The organism is Sphingomonas sp. Leaf412, from assembly GCF_001425405.1.
GTDB lineage: Bacteria > Pseudomonadota > Alphaproteobacteria > Sphingomonadales > Sphingomonadaceae > Sphingomonas.
In genome coordinates this window covers 978,181-997,261 of the sequence record NZ_LMQP01000003.1, presented here as the reverse complement: position 1 = coordinate 997,261, position 19,081 = coordinate 978,181, and the positions used below count along the sequence as shown (strand labels likewise).

The 19,081-nt window shown below is 69.1% G+C and carries 18 protein-coding genes and 1 pseudogene; 8 read left to right on the top strand and 11 right to left on the bottom strand.

The annotated features are described in order from the left end of the window. A partial coding sequence (locus ASG29_RS11925) for a 2-hydroxyacid dehydrogenase (protein WP_235532888.1) occupies positions 1-719 on the top strand: 719 nt, incomplete at its 5' end. Positions 720-951: 232 nt separating this feature from the next. Here the strand turns inward: ASG29_RS11925 and hflX are convergent. The 7 genes and pseudogenes from hflX to dusB form a co-directional block, all read right to left on the bottom strand. Further along, positions 952-2,244: a GTPase HflX gene (gene hflX / locus ASG29_RS11920; RefSeq protein WP_055984108.1), complete on the bottom strand. Its 1,293-nt coding sequence runs from the start codon at positions 2,242-2,244 to the stop codon at positions 952-954. A gap of 4 nt (positions 2,245-2,248) precedes the next feature. Beyond that, positions 2,249-2,815, bottom strand: a pseudogene (gene hfq, locus ASG29_RS11915) (RNA chaperone Hfq); the annotation flags it as partial. 62 nt (positions 2,816-2,877) lie between these two features. Continuing rightward, complete coding sequence (locus ASG29_RS11910) at positions 2,878-4,248, bottom strand: sigma-54-dependent transcriptional regulator (protein WP_055984104.1); 1,371 nt, start codon at positions 4,246-4,248, stop codon at positions 2,878-2,880. Positions 4,249-4,251: 3 nt separating this feature from the next. Beyond that, positions 4,252-6,498, bottom strand: coding sequence for an ATP-binding protein (locus tag ASG29_RS11905; protein WP_055984102.1), 2,247 nt, complete (start codon positions 6,496-6,498; stop codon positions 4,252-4,254). Between the two features lie 99 nt (positions 6,499-6,597). Beyond that, the gene (gene ntrC, locus ASG29_RS11900) at positions 6,598-8,019 is read right to left on the bottom strand and encodes a nitrogen regulation protein NR(I) (protein ID WP_055984099.1); all 1,422 of its coding nucleotides are present in this window, start codon (positions 8,017-8,019) and stop codon (positions 6,598-6,600) included. Then, positions 8,016-9,068, bottom strand: a complete 1,053-nt coding sequence (locus ASG29_RS11895; RefSeq protein WP_055984096.1) for a two-component system sensor histidine kinase NtrB — start codon at positions 9,066-9,068, stop codon at positions 8,016-8,018. Before ASG29_RS11895 ends, ntrC begins: the two co-directional genes overlap by 4 nt. Then, entirely contained in the window at positions 9,068-10,066 is a 999-nt protein-coding gene (gene dusB / locus ASG29_RS11890; RefSeq protein ID WP_055984093.1) for a tRNA dihydrouridine synthase DusB, read from the bottom strand. Before dusB ends, ASG29_RS11895 begins: the two co-directional genes overlap by 1 nt. Before the next feature lie 79 nt (positions 10,067-10,145). Between dusB and ASG29_RS11885 the strand changes: the two genes are divergently transcribed. The 3 genes from ASG29_RS11885 to ASG29_RS11875 are packed head-to-tail and all read left to right on the top strand — an operon-like array spanning position 10,146 to position 12,300. Further along, positions 10,146-11,258, top strand: coding sequence for a bifunctional 2-C-methyl-D-erythritol 4-phosphate cytidylyltransferase/2-C-methyl-D-erythritol 2,4-cyclodiphosphate synthase (locus tag ASG29_RS11885; protein WP_055984090.1), 1,113 nt, complete (start codon positions 10,146-10,148; stop codon positions 11,256-11,258). Next, on the top strand, positions 11,255-11,767 hold the full coding sequence (locus ASG29_RS11880) for a hypothetical protein (RefSeq protein WP_055984085.1): 513 nt from the start codon (positions 11,255-11,257) through the stop codon (positions 11,765-11,767). Before ASG29_RS11885 ends, ASG29_RS11880 begins: the two co-directional genes overlap by 4 nt. Next, positions 11,764-12,300, top strand: a complete 537-nt coding sequence (locus ASG29_RS11875) for a CinA family protein (RefSeq protein WP_055984082.1) — start codon at positions 11,764-11,766, stop codon at positions 12,298-12,300. The genes ASG29_RS11880 and ASG29_RS11875 overlap by 4 nt, the downstream gene beginning before the upstream one ends. Here ASG29_RS11875 and ASG29_RS11870 read toward each other — a convergent pair. Together ASG29_RS11870 and lipA are read right to left on the bottom strand one after the other, a co-directional pair. Next, a complete protein-coding gene (locus ASG29_RS11870; RefSeq protein WP_055984079.1) occupies positions 12,240-12,722 on the bottom strand; it encodes a type II toxin-antitoxin system RatA family toxin in 483 nt (160 codons plus the stop codon). The genes ASG29_RS11875 and ASG29_RS11870 overlap by 61 nt on opposite strands. Positions 12,723-12,860: 138 nt before the next feature. After that, entirely contained in the window at positions 12,861-13,781 is a 921-nt protein-coding gene (lipA, locus tag ASG29_RS11865; protein WP_055984077.1) for a lipoyl synthase, read from the bottom strand. Positions 13,782-13,835: 54 nt separating this feature from the next. Here lipA and ASG29_RS11860 point away from each other — a divergent pair, with 54 nt between their 5' ends. Beyond that, the gene (locus ASG29_RS11860) at positions 13,836-14,465 is read left to right on the top strand and encodes a carbonic anhydrase (protein ID WP_055984074.1); all 630 of its coding nucleotides are present in this window, start codon (positions 13,836-13,838) and stop codon (positions 14,463-14,465) included. 94 nt (positions 14,466-14,559) lie between these two features. Here the strand turns inward: ASG29_RS11860 and ASG29_RS11855 are convergent, their stop codons facing one another. Both ASG29_RS11855 and ASG29_RS11850 read right to left on the bottom strand, forming a co-directional pair. Next, positions 14,560-15,519: an IS481 family transposase gene (locus ASG29_RS11855; protein WP_055984071.1), complete on the bottom strand. Its 960-nt coding sequence runs from the start codon at positions 15,517-15,519 to the stop codon at positions 14,560-14,562. 49 nt (positions 15,520-15,568) lie between these two features. Continuing rightward, entirely contained in the window at positions 15,569-16,258 is a 690-nt protein-coding gene (locus ASG29_RS11850; protein ID WP_156457991.1) for a hypothetical protein, read from the bottom strand. Positions 16,259-16,501: 243 nt separating this feature from the next. On the opposite strand from ASG29_RS11850, the gene ASG29_RS11845 reads away from it, so the two are divergent. The 3 genes from ASG29_RS11845 to ASG29_RS11835 all read left to right on the top strand — a co-directional run bounded on the left by ASG29_RS11845 (position 16,502) and on the right by ASG29_RS11835 (position 19,048). Then, complete coding sequence (locus ASG29_RS11845) at positions 16,502-18,166, top strand: glycoside hydrolase family protein (protein ID WP_055984065.1); 1,665 nt, start codon at positions 16,502-16,504, stop codon at positions 18,164-18,166. Positions 18,167-18,272: 106 nt separating this feature from the next. Next, a complete protein-coding gene (locus tag ASG29_RS11840) occupies positions 18,273-18,788 on the top strand; it encodes a hypothetical protein (protein ID WP_156457990.1) in 516 nt (171 codons plus the stop codon). Positions 18,789-18,793: 5 nt separating this feature from the next. Further along, the gene (locus ASG29_RS11835) at positions 18,794-19,048 is read left to right on the top strand and encodes a hypothetical protein (RefSeq protein ID WP_055984059.1); all 255 of its coding nucleotides are present in this window, start codon (positions 18,794-18,796) and stop codon (positions 19,046-19,048) included. Positions 19,049-19,081: the final 33 nt, after the last annotated feature.

Sequence of the window (19,081 nt, the reverse complement as noted above, 5' to 3'; positions counted from 1 at the left end):
CGCGCGCGCGCGGGATCATCGTGACCAACACGCCCGGCGTGCTGAGCGAAGATACCGCCGACATGACGATGGCGCTGATCCTGTCGGTCCCGCGCCGGCTGGCGGAGGGGGAGAAGCTGGTACGCAGCGGCGAGTGGAGCGGCTGGTCCCCCGGGGGCATGCTGGGCTATCGCATCGGCGGCAAGGCGCTGGGCATCGTCGGCATGGGCCGGATCGGCCAGGCGGTGGCGCGCCGCGCGCGCGCGTTCGGCCTGTCGATCCATTACCACAACCGCCATCGCCTGCCCAAGGTGGTGGAGGCGGAGCTTCAGGCGGAATGGCACCCGAACCTGGACGAGATGCTGGGCGCGATCGACATATTGACGCTGCACACGCCGCTGAACGCCGATACGCACGACCTGATCGACCGGCAGCGGATCGCGCTGCTGCGCCCGCACGTCTTCGTCATCAACGCCAGCCGCGGCGGCATCCTGGACGAGGATGCGCTGGTCGAGGCATTGGAGGCGGGGCGGCTGGCAGGCGCGGGGCTGGACGTTTGGCGGCACGAGCCGGAGATCGACCCGCGACTGCTGGCGCTGCCCAACGTCGTGATGACCCCGCACATGGGATCCGCGACCTACGAAGCGAGGCTTGCGTCCGGCGAGAAGGTGATCGCCAACATCCGCATGTGGGCCGACGGCCACCGCCCGCCGGATCAGGTGCTAGAGGGGTGGGCCTGACCCGCGCGGTTCGTCATTGCGAGCGCGGCGAAGCAATCCGGGGCGTCGCGCGGAACCCCTGGATTGCTTCGCTACGCTCGCAATGACGCCTGGCCGTCGCCCCTGCGTAGGCAGGGGCCTATGGCTGTCTCGTCCGGGTAGGCGATAAATCACGAGCGGACGGGAGCCGTAAGCAGCCGGTTCGACCGCTCCGACAGACACCGGCGCCCGCCTGCGCAGGGGCGACCGGGAGCTACGCCCCCCGCGTCAGGAAGCGGTCATAGTCGCCCGGTGACATCCGCACCTCGTACACCGCGCGATCGTCCTCAACCTCCCGGTCCAGCACCTCGCCATGCGCGTGCAGCCATGCCGCCCCCGCGCCGTCGCCGGCGTCGAGCGAGACGGTATAGCGGACGTGCCCGCCGGTCAGCAGGTCGCCGAGCCGCCGGACCAGGGCGTCGACCCCTTCGCCCGTCAGGGCGGACAGGACCGCGACATCGTCGCGGTGCATCGCCTCGACCAGCAGGTCCTCGCGCGCGTCGCCGTCGAGCAGGTCGAGCTTGTTCCACGCCTCGATCCGCGGAGTCGTTTCCGATACGCCGACCTCGGCCAGCACCGCCTCGACATCCGCCTTCTGCGCCGCGCTGTCGGGGTGCGCCACGTCGCGGACATGGACCAGCAGGTCCGCGGACACGACCTCCTCCAGCGTCGCCTTGAACGCCGCGACCAGCTGCGTCGGCAGTTCGGAGACGAAGCCGACCGTGTCGGACAATATCGCCTTGTCGATCCCCGGCAGGCTGATCTGCCGCAGCGTGGGGTCCAGCGTGGCGAACAGCAGGTCCTCCGCCATGACGTCGCTGCCGGTCAGGCGATTGAACAGCGTGGACTTGCCCGCATTGGTATAGCCGACCAGCGCGACGACGGGCCACGGCGCGCGCTGCCGCCGTTCGCGGTGCAGGCCGCGGGTGCGCGTCACCTGCTCCAGCTCGCGCTTCAGCCGCGCCATGCGGTCGCGGATCAGGCGGCGGTCGGCCTCGATCTGCGTCTCGCCCGGACCGCCCAGGAAGCCGAAGCCGCCGCGCTGGCGTTCCAGATGGGTCCAGCTGCGCACCAGCCGCCCCGACTGATAGTCGAGATGCGCCAGTTCGACCTGCAACCGCCCTTCCGCGGTCGCGGCACGCTCGCCGAAGATTTCCAGGATCAGGCCGGTGCGGTCGATCACCTTCACCGCCAGCGCGGTTTCCAGGTTCCGCTGCTGGATCGGGGTCAGCGCGCCGTCGATCACGACCAGCGTCGCATCCTCCATGCGCGCGCGGGTGGCGATCTCCTCCACCTGCCCCGATCCCATCAGCGTCGCCGCCTTCGGCGAGCGGACCTTCACCGCGATCCGGTCGACCACCTCGATCCCGATCGCGGCGGCCAGGCCCGCGGTCTCCGCCAGCCGCGAGTCCGCGTCGCGCGCCGATCCGCCGAGGTCGGGATAGACCACGACCGCCTTCGCGCCGCGCGAGAATTCGTCGCGGTCGCGCTCGAAGCCGGTGCTCACGCGGTCAATCCCGTCCGTCTCCGTCGTCCTGATCGTCCGCGCCCTGCTCCTCGGCCAGGTTCAGCGCGCGCGACGGCTGGATCGTCGACACCGCGTGCTTGTACACCAGCTGGACCATCCCGTCGCGCTGGAGCAGCATGCAGAACAGGTCGAACGACGCGATCCCGCCCTGCAACATCACGCCGTTGACCAGGAACATGGTCACCGGATCCTCCGATTTTCGCACCGCGGACAGGAAGATGTCCTGCAACAGGGGCTGCTTCTTCCCCTCCGCCGGGGGGACGACCACGCCGGTCAGGTCCATCGGGCCGGCGGGCATGATCGTGGAGATCGCATGCTTGTAGATCAGCTGCGACTGGCCGTCGCGGCGCAGCAGGACGGAGAAATTGTCGAACCAGGTGACGATGCCCTGAAGCTTCACGCCCTTGACCAGGAACATCGTGACGGGGGTCTTGGTCTTGCGCAGCGCATTGAGGAACAGGTCCTGGAGCGAGGTCTGCTTGTCGGCCATGTCGGCTAATCCTTGTTCTTGGCGGGAGGTTCCCCGCGGATGCGCCGTTGCCGGCGTCGGTGGCGTGCCGCTCGAAGCGACGGGATATAGCTATGGTTCCGTATGCCCCGCGTCCAGTGGCGTCATTCGTCGCGGGTTTCGGTGATCCCCAGCAGCTTCAGCTTCCGGTGCAGCGCCGAACGCTCCATCCCGATGAAGCTGGCCGTGCGGCTGATGTTGCCGGAAAAGCGGCGGATCTGGACGCGCAGATACTCGCGCTCGAACGTCTCGCGCGCCTCGCGCAGCGGCGCGCCCATGATCGAGCTGCTGCCCGTGCCCGCATCCGGCGATCCCAGGATCTCCGCCGGCAGCATGTCGACGTCGATCCGCCCGATCCGGTCGCCCGGTGCGAGGATGATCGTGCGTTCCACCACGTTGCGCAATTCGCGCACGTTGCCCGGCCAGTCGTAGGATTGCAGCGCGACCAGCGCGTCGGTCGCGATTTCGGGCGGGGGGACGCGGCGGTCGGCGGCGTAATGCGCGACGAAATGCTCGACCAGCGCGGGAATATCCTCGCGCCGTTCCGCCAATGGGGGGATCGTCACCGGCACGACGTTCAGGCGATAGAACAAATCCTCGCGGAACCGCCCCTCCGCGATCTCCACCGCCAGATCGCGCGCGGTGGCGGACACGACGCGCACGTCCACCTTCACCACGCGGGTGCCGCCGACGCGCGTGAACGACTGGTCGGTCAGGACGCGCAGGATCCGCGCCTGCGTCGCGGCGGGCATGTCCGCGATCTCGTCAAGGAACAGCGTGCCGCCGTGCGCCTGTTCCAGCAGGCCGGTGCGGATCAGGTCGCCGCCCTCCTCCACGCCGAACAGATCCTCCTCGACCCGCTCCGGTGCCATCCCCGCGGTGCTGGCGATCGCGAAGTTGGCGTGCGCGCGCTGGCTCCAGCCGTGGAGCAGGCGCGAGGCGACCTCCTTGCCCACGCCCGCGGGCCCCATGATGAGGACGCGGCTGCCCGTGCCCGCCACGCGCTTCAGCGTCGCGCGGACCGCGTTGATCGCGGTCGAGCTGCCCGTCAGGTCGATCGCGCGCCCCACCGCCTGGCGCAACGAGGCGACCTCGGCGCGCAGGCGCTCGGTTTCGGTCGCGCGCTCGACCATCAGCAGCAGGCGTTCGGCCTGGAACGGCTTTTCGATGAAGTCCGCCGCGCCCTTCCGGATCGCGGCGACCGCGGTGTCGAGCGTGCCGTGCCCGGATATCACCAGCACCGGGATCGACGGATCGCGGCGCTTGATCTCCTCCAGCAGGTCCAGCCCGTCCAGGCGCGAGCCCTGAAGCCACACGTCCAGCAGGACGAGACTGGGGCGTCGTTCCGAAATCGCGTTCAGCGCCGCGTCGCTGTCGCCCGCCATCCGGGTGTCGTAGCCCTCGTCCTCCAGCACGCCGGCGACCAGTTCGCGGATGTCGAGTTCGTCGTCGACGACGAGGATGTCGATCGCCATGGCTTAGGTCCGATGTCTGGTGAGCGCAGCGATCGTGCGATCGTCGCCCTCGGTTGCGGAATCGTCCCCTTCCGACAGCGTGGCGAGCATGCCCGCGTCGAACGACAACGTCACGATGGTCCCCCTGCCCGGCCGATCGGCGAATGCGATCGTACCGAAATGTTCCTCCGCGATCTTCTTCACGATAGCGAGGCCGAGCCCGGTGCCGCGCGCACGCGTGGTCATGTACGGCTCGACGATCCGGTCGCGTTCCAGCGGCAGGCCGACGCCCGAATCCGCCACCGCGATCGTCACGCGTCCCCCGGCGTCCGCCCCCGTCTGCGCCAGCGTCATCGTGATCGAACCTTCCGATTCGTCCGCTTCTTCCACGGCTTCGACCGCGTTCTTGACGATGTTCATCAACGCCTGGCCCAACTGCCGGCGGTCGCAGACCAGGGTCGGGCCGGGATCGTCGTGGACGATCTCGAACCGGATGCCCGGGTGCGCGACCTCGTGCAGGAACATCGTCTGGCGCGCGATATCGACGAGGGATTCCTCGCGGAAAACGGGCTTGGGCATCCGTGCGAAGCTGCTGAACTCGTCGACCATCCGGCGCAGGTCGCCGACCTGTCGCACGATCGTGGAGGTCAGGCGGGAGAAAGTGGTATCCCCCTCCTCGATCTTCGTGCCGTAGCGCCGCTGGAGCCGTTCCGCCGCCAGCTGGATCGGCGTCAGCGGATTCTTGATCTCGTGCGCGATGCGCCGTGCGACGTCGGCCCAGGCGGCGCGGCGCTGGTCGGTCAGTTGCTGCGTGATGTCGTCGAAGGTCAGGATCGGACCGCTGCCCGCGCGCGTGACCCGCACGGCGAAGGTCCGCCCCTCGCCGCGCACGGTCGACTGGACGGTCGATTCGCGCTTCTCCGCATCCAGCACGTGCGCCAGTTCGGGCGCGACGTCGGCCAGGAATCGCCCGATCGGGGACGCGTCCAGGCCCAGCAGCACTTTCGCCGAACTGTTGATGAGGCGGATCGTCCGGTCCTCCGCGATCGAGATGACGCCTGCGGAGACGCCGGACATCACCGCCTCGATCAGCTTGCGACGGCTGTCCACCTGTTCGTTGGCGGTGACCAGCTCCGCATTCTGCCCCTGAAGTCTTGCCGTCATGCTGTTGAACGCATTGGACAAGACGCCCAGCTCGTCGCGCTCCGGCGTTTCCACGACGCGCGCGGACAGGTCGCCCCCCTCGACCCTGCGCGCCGCCTGCACCAGTTCGCCGACGGGCCGCACCAGCCGGTCCGCGACTGCCAGCGCGATCCATACCGCGACCCCGACGATCAGCAGCGACACGATCAACAAGGCGGCGTTGAATTGCAGCTGCAACGATCGCGCACGGACCAGCAGCTGGCGATAATTGGCCAGCGCCGATTGCGCGCGCGCGGTCTGCGTCGTCATCTCCTTCGGATCGGTCACGCGCGCGGCGTACAGATAGACCCGGTCCGCACCGGGCAGGCGCGTGAACACCTGGATCCGGTCGCCGGTCACGATCACCACGCTGCGCCGGTCGCCGCGCAACCGCGCGATCACCTGCGGCGTCACGAGGCGCGCGATATCGATCTCGTACGGATCGACCAGCGCCAGCATCTGTAGGCCACCGCGCGGGTTCAGGGCGAACAGCGCGCCTTCGGACAGGCTGCGGTAATAGACCTGGCGCCCGAAGAAATCGGCGAAGTCCGGCGCGTCGATCGGCCGTTCGCGCAGGAAGGCGGAAAGGTCGTCCGCCATCGTCACCGTCGCCTCGTCCCAACGCTGGACGATCTGGTCGTACGACGCCTGCGTCAACGAGGCCGCATTCTCGAACAACCCGCGCGCGCGGTCCGAATACCAGAATTGCACGCCGTACTGGAACAGCAGGGAGGCGAAGATGGCGACCAGGATCGCCGGCAGGGCGGCGACGCAGGAGAACAGCAGCACCAGCCGGACATGCAGCCGCCCCTCCCCACCGACGGGAGACTGCGCCGCGCGCTTCCGCGCGATGCGACGGCCCAGCAGGATCATCAGCGCGATGCCCGCGACCAGGTTGGCGACCAGCAGCAAGGCGACCGTCTGCGGCGCCAGCAGCCGCTGCGCCCCGCCCTCGTCCCGCACCACGAAATAGGTCCCGGCCGCGATCGCGATGACGACCGCCAGCACGGCCAGCTCGACCCGGGGGGTCACCAGGGTCCGGTGCCCCCGACGGCCGGGGGCAGGGTCTGTCGCGGTCGGCGCGGTCATCGCCCTCCCGCTACAACAATGGTGTTGCATAGAGAACACATATTCGTCGGAACGTTGGCGCGACACGACCCGATCCTTCGCGGGACGCGCGGGGCGATCCTAATCCGCGCCGCGCCCCACCGGATCGATCCCCAGCACGTCCAGACGCTTGCGCAGCGTGTTCCGGTTCAGGCCGATCGCGCGCGCGGCGCGCAGCTGGTTGCCGCCATGGCGCGCCAGCATCGCCTCGATCAGCGGCTTCTCCACCTCCCCGATCACGCGATCGTACAGGCTGCCGTCGTCCAGCGCCGCAGGATCGTTGCGCGCCAGCCGGTCGATCATCGCGCGCACCGCCGCCTCGATCCCGACGTCGCCGACCGGCTCGACCGCCGCGGCGCGTCCGATCATGCCCTGCACCTCCGCCGCGCCGATATGGTCGTCGCGGCTGAGCGCGGCGAGCCGGCGCATCAGGTTTTCCAGCTCGCGCACGTTGCCGGGCCAGTCGTGCGCCTCCAGCGCGGCGACCGCGCCAGCGTCGAGCGTCTTGCGCGGCAGCCCCTCGTCGCTCGCCTTCTGGAGGAAGTGCCGCGCCAGTTCGGCGACGTCGTCGCGCCGTTCCCTCAGCGCAGGAAGCAGGATCGGAACGACCGCCAGACGGTAGTACAGATCCTCGCGGAACTGCCCCGACGCCACCGCGCCCTGAAGGTCGCGATTCGTCGCGGCGACGATGCGCACATCCGCACGGATCGTCCGCGCGCCGCCGACCGTCGTGAACTCGCCCGACTGGAGCACGCGCAGCAGCCGCGTCTGCGCCTCGATCGGCATGTCGCCGATCTCGTCCAGGAACAACGTGCCCCCGGCGGCCTGTTCGAAACGCCCGGCGTTGCGCTGCCCCGCCCCGGTGAAGGCGCCGCGTTCGTGCCCGAACAGCTCCGCCTCGATCAGGTCGCGGGGGATCGCCGCCATGTTGATCGGCACGAACGGCGCCGCGCGCCGCGCGCCCAGATCGTGGACCGCGCGCGCGACCAGTTCCTTGCCCGTGCCCGATTCGCCCGACACCAATACGGTCAGGTCGTTGGAAACGACGCGCGCGATGACGCGATACACCTCCTGCATCGCCGCCGACCGCCCGATCAGCGGCAGATCCTCCCCGCGCGGTTCGACCGGCGCGGACGATCCCGCGCGCGCCAGGGCCGCAGCGACGGTGCGGGTCAGCGTATCGAGGTCGAACGGCTTGGGCAGATAATCGTACGCCCCCGCCTCGTTCGCGCGCACCGCGGTGGTGAGCGTGTTACGCGCCGACAGCACGATCACGGGCATCCCCGGCCGCGTGGCCAGCACCTCCTGCGCCCGCTCGATCCCGTCGCCGTCGGGCAGGACCACGTCGGTCACCAGGACGTCGGGGGGATGCGAAACCAGTTCGCGCTCCAGCTCCGCCAGGCTGGCCGCGGTCCGCACGTCGTGTCCCGACCGCCGCAGCGCCTGCGCCACCACGACGCGGACCGCATCGTCGTCGTCGACCAGCAGGATCCGCCCGCTCATTTCGGCGCGCGCGGCAGGAGGATGCGGAAGACGGTCATGTGGGGATTGCCCTCCCGCGAGTAGCGGATGACGCCGCCCATATCGCGCACCAGCTTGTCGGTGAGCGCGAGGCCCAGGCCCTTCCCCTCCGGCCTCCCCGACACGAACGGGTCGAACAGATGGTCCGCGATGTCAGCCGGCGCGCCGGGGCCGGTATCCATGACGCATATCTCGATCGGCAAGGCGACGCGCGGCTGCCCCCTGCTTGCCATCGTGAAGCCGTGGCGATAGGCGGTCGCCAGCGTGATCCGCCGCTCCCCGATCCGCCCGAGCGCGTGCGCGGCGTTGGTCAGCAGGTTCAGCAACACCTGCAACAAGGCGTCGCCGTTGCCCAAGGCGCGGGGCAGCGAAGGATCGTATTGCTCCTCGATCGCGATGCCGCGTGCAAACCCCGCCAGCGCGACCTCGCGCGCATGGGCCAGCAGGGGATAGATGTTCAGCGGCTCCACATTCCGAGGGCGCGTGTCGGTGAACCCCTCCATATGGTCGATCAGCGCGGCGATGCGGTCGACCTCCGCGATCATCAGCCGGGTCAGGTCGGCCTGTTCCGCGCCGTCGGCGATCAGCTGCGCCGCGCCGCGAATGCTGGACAGGGGGTTCTTGATCTCGTGCGCCAGCATCGCCGCCGCCCCGACCGCGGACCGCGCCGCCGCGGTGCGATCGTGTGCCAGCCGCCGGCCCGCGGCGTTGTGCAGGGTGATCGTGCGCCAGCCGGGGTGATCGGGCACCTCGGCCTGGATCATGTCGACGCGCACCGCGCCCCTGCTGGTCCCGATCTCGGCATCGAAGGCGGCGACCGCCTGCCCGTCGCCCTGCCCGTCGCGCTGTCCGCCCGCCTCGGGCAGGACGGTGTCGATCGGTTGCCCGCGCATCGATCGTTCGGACCGGTTCAGCAACGCCTCGCACTCGCCGTTCGCGCGCACCACCCGTCCGTCGGGATCGACCACCAGCAGCGCGACCGGCAGCGCCGCGATCAGCTCCGCCTCGTCCGGACCGCGCGCGGCGAACATCAGGCCGCGGCCCGCAGGCGATAGGGGGCGTAGAATTCGGCCAGGATCGCCTTCACGCGCGCCGGGTCCGGTTCCTGGTTCACGGCGTTGCGGAATTCCGCCGATCCGGTCAGTCCCTTGGTGTACCAGCCGATATGCTTGCGCGCCATGTTGACGCCGGTGACGGTGCCGTAATGCGTCAGCATCGCCTCGTAATGTTCGGCGATCGCGCGATATTGTTCGTCCAGCGACGGGGCGGGCACGCGCTCGCCGGTTTCGAACCAGCGCATCACCTGCCCCAATAGCCACGGACGGCCATAGGCGCCGCGCCCGATCATGAGGCCGTCGGCGCCCGATTGCTCCAGCGCCGCCTCCGCATCCTCGATCGAGCAGATATCGCCATTGGCGATGACGGGGATCGTCACCGCATCCTTCACCCGTCGGATGAAGCGCCAGTCCGCCGACCCCTTGTACATCTGGTTCCGCGTCCGCCCGTGGACCGTCACCATCCGCACCCCCAGGTCCTGTGCGATGCGCGCCAGTTCGGGGGCGTTCAGGCTGTCCAGGTCCCAGCCCATCCGCATCTTCAGCGTCACGGGCGCGTCGACCGCCTTCACCACCGCGTCGATGATCGCGCGCGCCAGTTCGGGCACGCGCATCAGCGCGGAGCCCGCGTCGCCGTTCGTGACCTTGCGGACCGGACAGCCCATGTTGATGTCGATGATCGCCGCGCCCTTGTCGCGCGCCAGCTTCGCCGCCTCCCCCATCTCGTACGGGGTGCAGCCGACCAATTGCATCGAGACCGGCTCTTCGGACAAATGCCACATCGCCTTCTGCACCGATTGGCGCGTCTCGCGGATCGCGGCCTGGCTGGCGATCATCTCGGTCACGTTCAGGCCGGAGCCGTAGCGGCGGACGAGCGTACGGAAGGGCTGGTCGGTGACGCCGGTCATCGGCGCCAGCACGACGGGCTGGTCGATCCGCACGGGACCGATCTGGATGGGAGTGAGGGTCGCCATATCTACTGCCTGAAAAACGGGCAGTTAGTCGTTTCCCGCCCCACTGGCAAGCGCGCGCCGGAGCGGCTAGGCGGCGGGCATGACCATCGTCGCGATCATCGTCGCCGCCGGAAGAGGCGAACGCAGCGGCGCCGCGCTGCCCAAGCAGTTCGCCCCGCTCGCGGGCCGCGCCATGATCGCGTGGAGCCACGCCGCGCTGACGGCCCATCCCGCGATCGATTCGGTCGTCGTCGTCATCGCGCCGGGACAGGAAGCCCTGCTCGACGCCGCGGTGCCGGGCGCGTGCTGGGTCCATGGCGGCGCGCGGCGGCAGGACAGCGTCGCCGCCGCGCTCGACGGCGTGGCGGCGGATCGCGTGCTGGTCCACGACGCCGCGCGCCCGTTCCTGCCCGCCGCGGTGATCGACCGCCTGCTTGCCGCGCTCGACACGCATGACGGCGCGATCCCCGTCCTGCCGGTCGCGGATACGTTGGTGTCCGAAAACGGGACGATCGTCCCGCGCGCGGGCCTGAACCGCGTGCAGACGCCGCAGGCGTTCCGCCGCGACGCGCTGGCGCGCGCCCACGCCCGGTGGCAGGGTGGCGAGGCGACCGACGATGCGCAGATGGTGCGCGCCGCGGGCGGATCGGTGGCGATGGTCGAGGGCGATGCGATGCTGGAGAAGGTGACCTACGCGGCCGACTTCGCGACCGCCGCCGCGCGTGTCGCGGGCGAGACGCGCAGCGCCACCGGCTTCGACGTCCACCGGCTGGAAGCGGGCGACGAATTGTGGCTGGGCGGCGTGCTGATCCCGCATACCCACGGCCTGTCGGGGCACAGCGACGCCGACGTCGCGCTCCACGCCATCACCGACGCGGTGCTGGGCACGATCGCGGCAGGCGACATCGGCACGCATTTCCCGCCCAGCGACCCGCAATGGCGCGGCGCCGAATCGGGCCAGTTCCTGTCGCATGCGCGATCCCTCGTGGAGGCGAAGGGCGGCCGCATCACCTTCGTCGACCTGACGCTGATGTGCGAGGCGCCGAAGATCGGGCCGCACCGCGCGGCGATGCAGGCGCGGATCGCGGAACTTCTGGGGCTGTCGACCGATCGGGTGAGTGTGAAGGCGACGACCACCGAGAAACTGGGATTCACCGGCCGCGGCGAGGGTATCGCCGCGCAGGCGGTGGCGACGATCGTGCTGCCGGCATGAGGCCGCTGCTGGCCCTCCTTGCCGCCGCGTCGCTGGCGTCCCCCGCCGCCGCGCAATCGTGCCTGACCGCGACCGAGGCGGAGGCGATCGTGCAGGTATCGCTGCCCGAGGTGATCCGCGATGCGGGCCGCGTCTGCGCGACCCTGCCCGCGACCAGCCTGCTGCGTCGCCCTTCGGGCGCGTTCCTGTCGAAATACGATGTCGCGGCGGATGGCGCCTGGCCCGCCGCACGCGCCGCGCTGGGGAAGCTGAGCGATCCGCGCTTTTCCGCGCTGCTGATGAGCGATCTGGCGCGGCCGCTGGTCACGTCGCTCGTCGCGCCACAGGTGACGGGCCAGATCCAGGCTGCCGACTGCCCGACGCTGGACCGCCTCGTGACGTTGCTGGAGCCGCTGCCCGCGCGCAACACCGCCGGGATCGTCGCCGCGACGTTGCAATATCTGAAGGCGGAGCGCGCGAAGGGCGGGCGCATCGACATTCCCGACCTGCCGGTGTGCGCCGCGAAATGACCGCGCCAGCCGACGACGGCGTCCTTCCCGACCGCCTGATCGACGCCGCGCGGCGCGTGATCGAGGAGAACCGCGCCGCGGGCCGCCGCATCGCGGTCGCCGAAAGCTGCACCGGCGGCCTCGTCTGCGCCGCGCTGACCGAAATACCCGGCTCGTCCGACGTGCTGGAGGCAGGGCTCGTCACCTATTCCAACGAAGCCAAGGCGAAGCTGCTGAACGTCAGCAACGACGTGCTCGACACGTTCGGCGCGGTGTCGATCGCGGTGGCGTGGAGCATGGCGCAGGGCGCGCTGAAGGTGACCGATGCCGACGTCGCGGTCGCGATCACCGGGGTGGCGGGACCGGGCGGGGGAACCGAGAAGAAGCCCATCGGCACCGTCGTCTTCGCACGCGCCGAGCGCGGCGGCGACCCGTCGGACGTGGTCGCGGACAAGCGGCTGTTCGGCGACCTGGGCCGCGCGGGAATCCGGCTTCAGGCGGCGTTGTGCGCGCTCGAACTGCTGCTGCCCCCGTCGGACGACGGCACGCCGTAGAGGACTGCCGCGCGCTCCTCGAACGCGCCGATCATGCGCCGCAGCGCCGCGCCGAACACCTGCCCCGCCAGCATCTCGAACACCCGGTTCTTGAACGCGAAGTCCACCGCGAAATCGACATGGCATCCCCCGTTGCCGTCGGGACGGAAGCGCCAGTCGTTGCGCAGATATTTCAACGGCCCGTCGACGTAATCGACCCGGATGCTGTCTGGCCTGATCTTGGCCACCTTGCTCGTGAACGTCTCGCGCAGGCCCTTGAACCCGACGATCATGTCCGCCAGCGTTTCGGTATCGCTGTCGCGGCGCACACGCATCGCCGACACCCACGGCAGGAATTCCGCGTAGCGGCGCACGTCGGCGACGAGGTCGAACATTTGCTCCGGCGTGTAGGGAAGCGTGCGGGTCTCGGCGTGTTTGGGCACGTCAATACCTCCCCGAAACGCGGAGAGGGCCCGCTCGCGAAGCGAGTGGTGGAGGGGTAGCCACAGGCGATACGTTCGCGGAGGTCACCCCTCCACCAGCCTGCGGCTGGTCCCCCTCCCCGTTCCGGGGAGGTACGCTCAACGCACCCTCGCCAGCTTCGCCGCGCGCGCGTCGCGCATCTTCGCGAAATCGTCGCCCGCATGATAGCTCGACCGCGTCAGCGGCGAGGAGGCGACCAGCAGGAACCCCTTCGCCCGCGCGATCGCGGCATAGGCATCGAACGCGGCGGGGGGCACGAAATCCTTCACTTCCGCATGACGCGGGGTCGGACGCAGATATTGTCCCATCGTCAGGAAATCGACGTCGGCGGACCGCATGTCGTCCATCACCTGATGAACCTCCAGCCGCTCCTCTCCCAGGCCCAGCATCACACCGGACTTGGTGAAGATCGACGGGTCCAGCTTCTTCACGCTCTCCAGCAGGCGCAGCGACGCATAATAGCGCGCGCCCGGGCGGATCGTCGGATAGAGCCGCGGCACGGTTTCCAGGTTATGGTTGTAGACGTCGGGCCGCGCCGCGACGATCGCCTCCACCGCGCGTTCGTGCTTGTTGCGGAAATCGGGTGTCAGGATTTCGATCGTGGTGGTGGGGTTGGACCGCCGAATCGCCTCGATCACCTTCACGAACTGGCTCGCGCCGCCGTCGGGCAGGTCGTCGCGATCGACGCTGGTGACCACGATATGCGCCAGCCCCATCTGCGCCGCGGCATCGGCGACGTTGTTCGGCTCCATCGGATCGACCGCGCGCGGCATCCCGGTCTTGACGTTGCAGAAGGCGCAGGCGCGCGTGCAGGTATCGCCCAGGATCATGACGGTCGCATGCTTCTTCGACCAGCATTCCCCGATATTGGGGCAGGCCGCCTCCTCGCACACCGTCGTCAGGCTTTTCGACCGCATCAGCGCCCGCGTCGCGGCGAAACCGGCCGAGGTCGGCGCCTTCACCCGAATCCAGTCGGGCTTGCGTTCGCGGGGAGCCTTGATCGGGGTCATGTCGTTCATGCCGGTGCAGATAGCGTCTGCATGGCCACGAAACAACGAAAGGGTGTTAGAGACGTGAGCAAGTTTTCCGATCTGATCGACGGATATCACCGTTTCCGCGACACGGAATGGCAGGAAGAGCGCGAGCGCTGGGCCGAACTGGCGGCGGGCCAGTCACCCAAGGTGATGCTGATCGCCTGTTCCGACAGCCGGGTCGAGCCGGCGACGATCTTCGGCAGCCGTCCGGGCGAGGTGTTCGTCGTCCGCAACGTCGCCAATCTGGTGCCGCCGTTCGATTCCAGCGGCGGCCTGCACGGGGTGTCCGCGGCATTGGAATTTGCGGTGACGGTGCTGGGCGTGGAGGAGATCGTCGTCCTGGGCCACGGCGCGTGCGGCGGCGTGAAGGCGGCGCTGTCGGGCGACCTGAAGGATGCCGCACCCGGCGAAGGCGGCTTCGTCGCCAGCTGGATCCACCTGCTGGACGACGCGCGCGACCGGGTGGTGGCGAGGCACGGGAAGGGCCCGGACGGGCAGACGGCGCTGGAACAGGAAGGCGTCCGCACCTCGCTTGCCAACCTCATGACCTTCCCGTTCGTGAAGGAGCGCGTCGAGGCGGGGAAGCTGGAACTGCGCGGCGCGATCTTCGCGATCGCCGACGGCAAGCTGCACGTGCTGGGCGAGGACGACCGGTTCGAGGTGGCGTAACCTCTTGTGCGTTCCTGCGGACGCAGAAACCCAGAGCCAAGAACGTGTCCGTTCGCAACCCTGGGTTCCTGCGTTCGCAGGAACACAAATGGACTTAGGTGTTTAGTCCCGGCATCTGGTGGATCGGGTTGACGATGAACCGGTCTGGCTCTGACGTCCAGATTTTGGCGATGTATTCGTAGGGTGTGAGGCCGCTCAGTGTCTTGAGCCGGCGGGCGAAGTTATAAGCGGCCATGAAGTCGGCGAGGTGCGTCCGGAGCTGGTTGTGGCTTTCGTAGTGGAAGCGTTTGACGGTCGCTTCCTTGATGGTCCGGTTCATCCGCTCGACCTGACCGTTCGTCCAAGGGTGGTTGGGTTTCGTGAGGCGGTGTTCGATGTCGTTCGCCTCGCAGATCATGTCGAAGCGCATCTGACGCGACCAGGCGGTGTTTCGGTTGCGCGGCTGCTCGGCAAACTGGATGCCATTATCAGTCAGGATGATATGGATCCGGTAGGGCACGGCTTTCAGCAGGTGCTCGAGGAACTCCCACGCCGTTCGCCTGTCAGCCTTGTCTACCAACTGGGTGACCGCGAACTTGCTGGTGCGATCGATGCCAACGAACAGATACAGCTTGCCTTCGGCGGTCTGCACCTCGGCGATGTCCATATGGAAGAAACCGATGGGGTAGCGCTTGAAGCGCTGCCGCTTCGGCTTGTCGCCCTCGATATCCGGTAACCGTGAGATGCCGTGCCGCTGCAGGCACCGATGCAGCGCTGAGCGTGTCAGGTGCGGGATCGATGGCTGCAGGGCGTAGAGGCAGTCGTCGAGCGCCAGCAGCGTGTGGCGCCGGAACGCCGCAACCATCGCTTCCTCGGCTTCAGTCAGGGTCGTAGAATGAGGGGCCTTCGGCCCGGTCTTCAGATCATCGACCGTCGCTCTCTTGCGCCACTTCGCGACCGTCTTCGGGTTGATCCCCAGCTCTCGGCTCAACGTCGCGAGCGAAGCCTGCGATCGCTGTATTGCTGCTCGGACGGCGTGCGTGGTCGTGGCGCTCCCGTGACGAACCTGTCCCATACGGCTTCCTTCCATTCCAACGAAAGGATCACACCATCAAACCGTGGGATCAAACACCTAAGGCGCGGCGCTCCAGCAGCAGGAAGCGGCCCTCGTACCACTGGATCGCCACGCGAGCCCCCATCGGCAGGACCAGGCCATGACCGCCCGTGGTGTCGGGAACGGCCCATTGCCCCTGGTCGCACTCAAGCATGCGCGCCGCTGCGGCGTCCGCAGGCACGCCCCAGGCGGCGAGCGCGGCGGCCAGCGTGCGGCGCGCGGCCACGTCGCCCGCGGGGACGCCCTGCGCGCTGAGGAAAGGCCCGGTGCACACGTCGCGGATATCGAACTGCCCGGTGTCCGGCCCGTCCCAACGCAGCGCGCCCGGGCCGGCCCCGTTGGGCGTGACGGTCAGCGTCGCGCCGACCATCGCGCGATCGTCCGCCAGCGGATTGCCTGCGCCGGGGACATAGACCTTCGCGATCCGCCAATGGCCGACGATCGGGCACGGGCTTTGCGGCGCATCGGGTTCGCAGTCCGCGGCGCGGATCGGGGTCAGGGCCAGGGCCAGGGCCGGGGTCGGGGTCGTGGTCGGGGTCGGGGTAGGCGAGGCAGCTGCCTCGGCCGCATTGCCCGGCGCGACCGACGCGGGCCCGCACGCCGTCAGCGACAAGGCCGCGAGCGCGACCCGCGCGGCCTGACCCGCTGCGGCTGCCAGCGAGGAGCAACCGGAAGTGCGACAAGGAACGGTGCAGGCCATGGGGATATAACGCACGGTCCATGCGCCGGATGCGAGAGGCGACCCGCAGGGTGGCGGTACGGGCCTGATCGTCGATCCCTACGTCGCGCGCTGGCCCGGGGCCCCGGGTCGGATCGGCATTCGCCTTCTCGTGAGCTGCGGGATGTCGATCGGGTGAAGGACGGTCGGTCCTAGTCGGAACGGTTATCGTGACGCTCCGCCGACGCTGATATCCATATGGCCGGTTCAATCGAGGAACGTGCCATGGCGACGAACATCGAAGGTCAGGGCGGATCCGGTGTCGGGGCGCGGGCACAGGGCCTGCTGGACGCGATCGGTGAAGAGCTTCAGGCAGGTGCGAGGGCGCTTGGGCTGGATAATATCGCATCCAGGCTGGACAGGCTGCTGGCCCAGCCTTCGCCGCTCGATCGTTTCGCCGCTCCGCCCGGAACCGCGCCGACACCGCCGGCGAAGGCCAAGGCGGAAGTAAGCTATCAGGTGAAGGCAGGCGACACCCTGTCCAGGATCGCCGCCCGCCACGGCAGCGACGTCGCGACGCTGGCGCGGATCAACGGCCTGCGCGATCCCGACCGGCTGGACGTCGGCCAGACCCTGACGCTGGCGGCCGGTGCATCGGTCGCGGCGGAAGCGCGGGTTGCGGCACGGGGCGGGCCGGCGACGGCGTCGAGCGGCGGACTGTCCGAGAAAGGAAAGGACTTCCTCTACGATCACGAGGCACAGGCCGGCGTGTCCAACCGCCTGCACTGGCCGAAGGGCGCAAGCGGCGTGACCCTGGGGCCTGGATACGACATGAAGGGCAAGAGCGAGGGACAGGTCATCCGCGACCTCACCGCGATCGGCGTCGATGTCGATACGGCGGCGAAGGTGGCCAAAGGCGCCGGCCTGTCCGGCGCGGACGCACGCGATTTCGCGACCGGCAATCGCAGCCTCGTCAGCCTGAACAAGACGCAGGAGCGCCAGTTGCTGACCAACACGGTGCAGGGCTATGCCGACCATGTTCGCGGCAAGATCACCGTCCCGGTCACGCAGAACCAGTTCGATGCGATGGTCTCGTTCGCCTATAATATCGGCATCAAGGGTTTCGACGGCAGCAGCGCGCTGGCCAGGCTGAACGCCGGCGACAGCGCCGGGGCGGCCGAAGCGATGAAGCTGTGGAACAAGTCCGACGGCAAGGTGAACCAGGGACTCGTCAATCGTCGCAACGACGAAGTGGCCCTGTTCAACACCCCGGGCAGCGGCGAGGCGAGGCCGACGGCGGCCCCGGCTCCGCCGGTGGCGGCGACGGACGGCGTGCAGGCGAGGAGCGCGGGGGTACTTGCCGGCATTGTCGAAAGCAGCGGCGATGCGCGGGCGAAGGCTGATCTGGCCGCCGGACGGAAGGTGGTCGTGGCGCTTCGCACGCCGACCGATGCGCACGACAACGGCGGGAAGGGCGTCTATGACGACAGCATCGCCGTGGTGTGGAAGGATGCCGGGGGCACGGCCCATGCGCGCGTCTTCGCCGGAAACACCGACCCGTCTGCGCAATATTCCACGGAAGGGCCGAAGGCCGCGAAGGGATCCTCGGTCGATGCCGATGGCGACGGACGCAACGACCTGGGCCGGTTGCAGGCGGGCACGACCCGCTATGTGCAGCAGGGCGGACAGTTCCTCGGCAACACCTTCTTCCGGGCCACCGCGACCACGGTGGCCGAGCGGGACACCAATCACGACGGGCTGTTCGACGCGCGCGATGCGGCCAGGATCGATCGTACCGGCGCAGGCACCTCGATGCTGATCCATCAGGGCGGCGCCAGCAACACCTGGTCGGCCGGGTGCCAGACGATGGCGAGGAGCGACTTCAACGCATTCGTCGGCGCGCTTGGCGGGCAGAAGGCGTTCAGCTACGTGCTGGTCGATGCAAAGTAACCGCTCGGCCGGGCCTGCCGCGCCTGTCCTGACACTGGTCCTGACATTGGCCCTGACCGGCTGCGGTCCTGCCCGGCCGACGGGGGAGCCGACGGGGGAAGCGTCTTTGGCAACGGCCAATAATACGGCCACCGCCGCCCCTGCCGCCCCGGTGCCCCGGTCTACTCCTGCTGCACTGCCGACGGATCCGGCGGCATCGCAGGTCGACTTCGCGATGCTTGCCGGCAAGTGGAAGGTCGTCGGCGTCGCGCCCGGCGATGGTGTGCAGGCGATGGCAAAGGACGACCCGGCCTACATGGGGCGGGTGATCGACATGAGCGCGGACCGGCTCGCCTGGGAAGGGCCCGCAGAGGGCGGCGCCATGGTCGGCGATCGGTGCGACGGGCCGGTGACGCAGCATCTCACCGGCGCGACGGCGAAGACGTACGACGTGCAGTTCGCCGCCCAGTTGAAGGCGCTGGGCGTCACGCCGGGCGATCCGCACGGCATCGAGTGCGACAGCGGAAACTGGGGCCCGGAAGCGGCCGGTGGGGCGACCCTGTATGCGCAGGGTAACGACGTGCTGGCGCTCAGCTGGTATGACGGGGTCGTGCTGAAGCTCGCACGTCAATCCGGCCGGTAGCGCGGATGGGGCGCAGGACGACGGCGCTCGCCGCGCTGGTGGCGGGATGCTCGGAACCCGGCGCGACGTCGCAGCCGGTCCAGAACCGCCCGACCACCACGCCCGCCGCGGCGAGGCGCGCGTCCGCGACGAAACCGAAGCCTGCGCCGATCCCGGCCGGATCGCGGATATTGGGCAAGGACGATTTCACCCTGCGCGGCAAACCCGCCTGCACCATCCGCTTCCGCTATGCCGGTCACACGGCCGAAACCCTGTTCTGAGAAGAGCCGTGTAAGGCCGTCAACGCCAGCCTG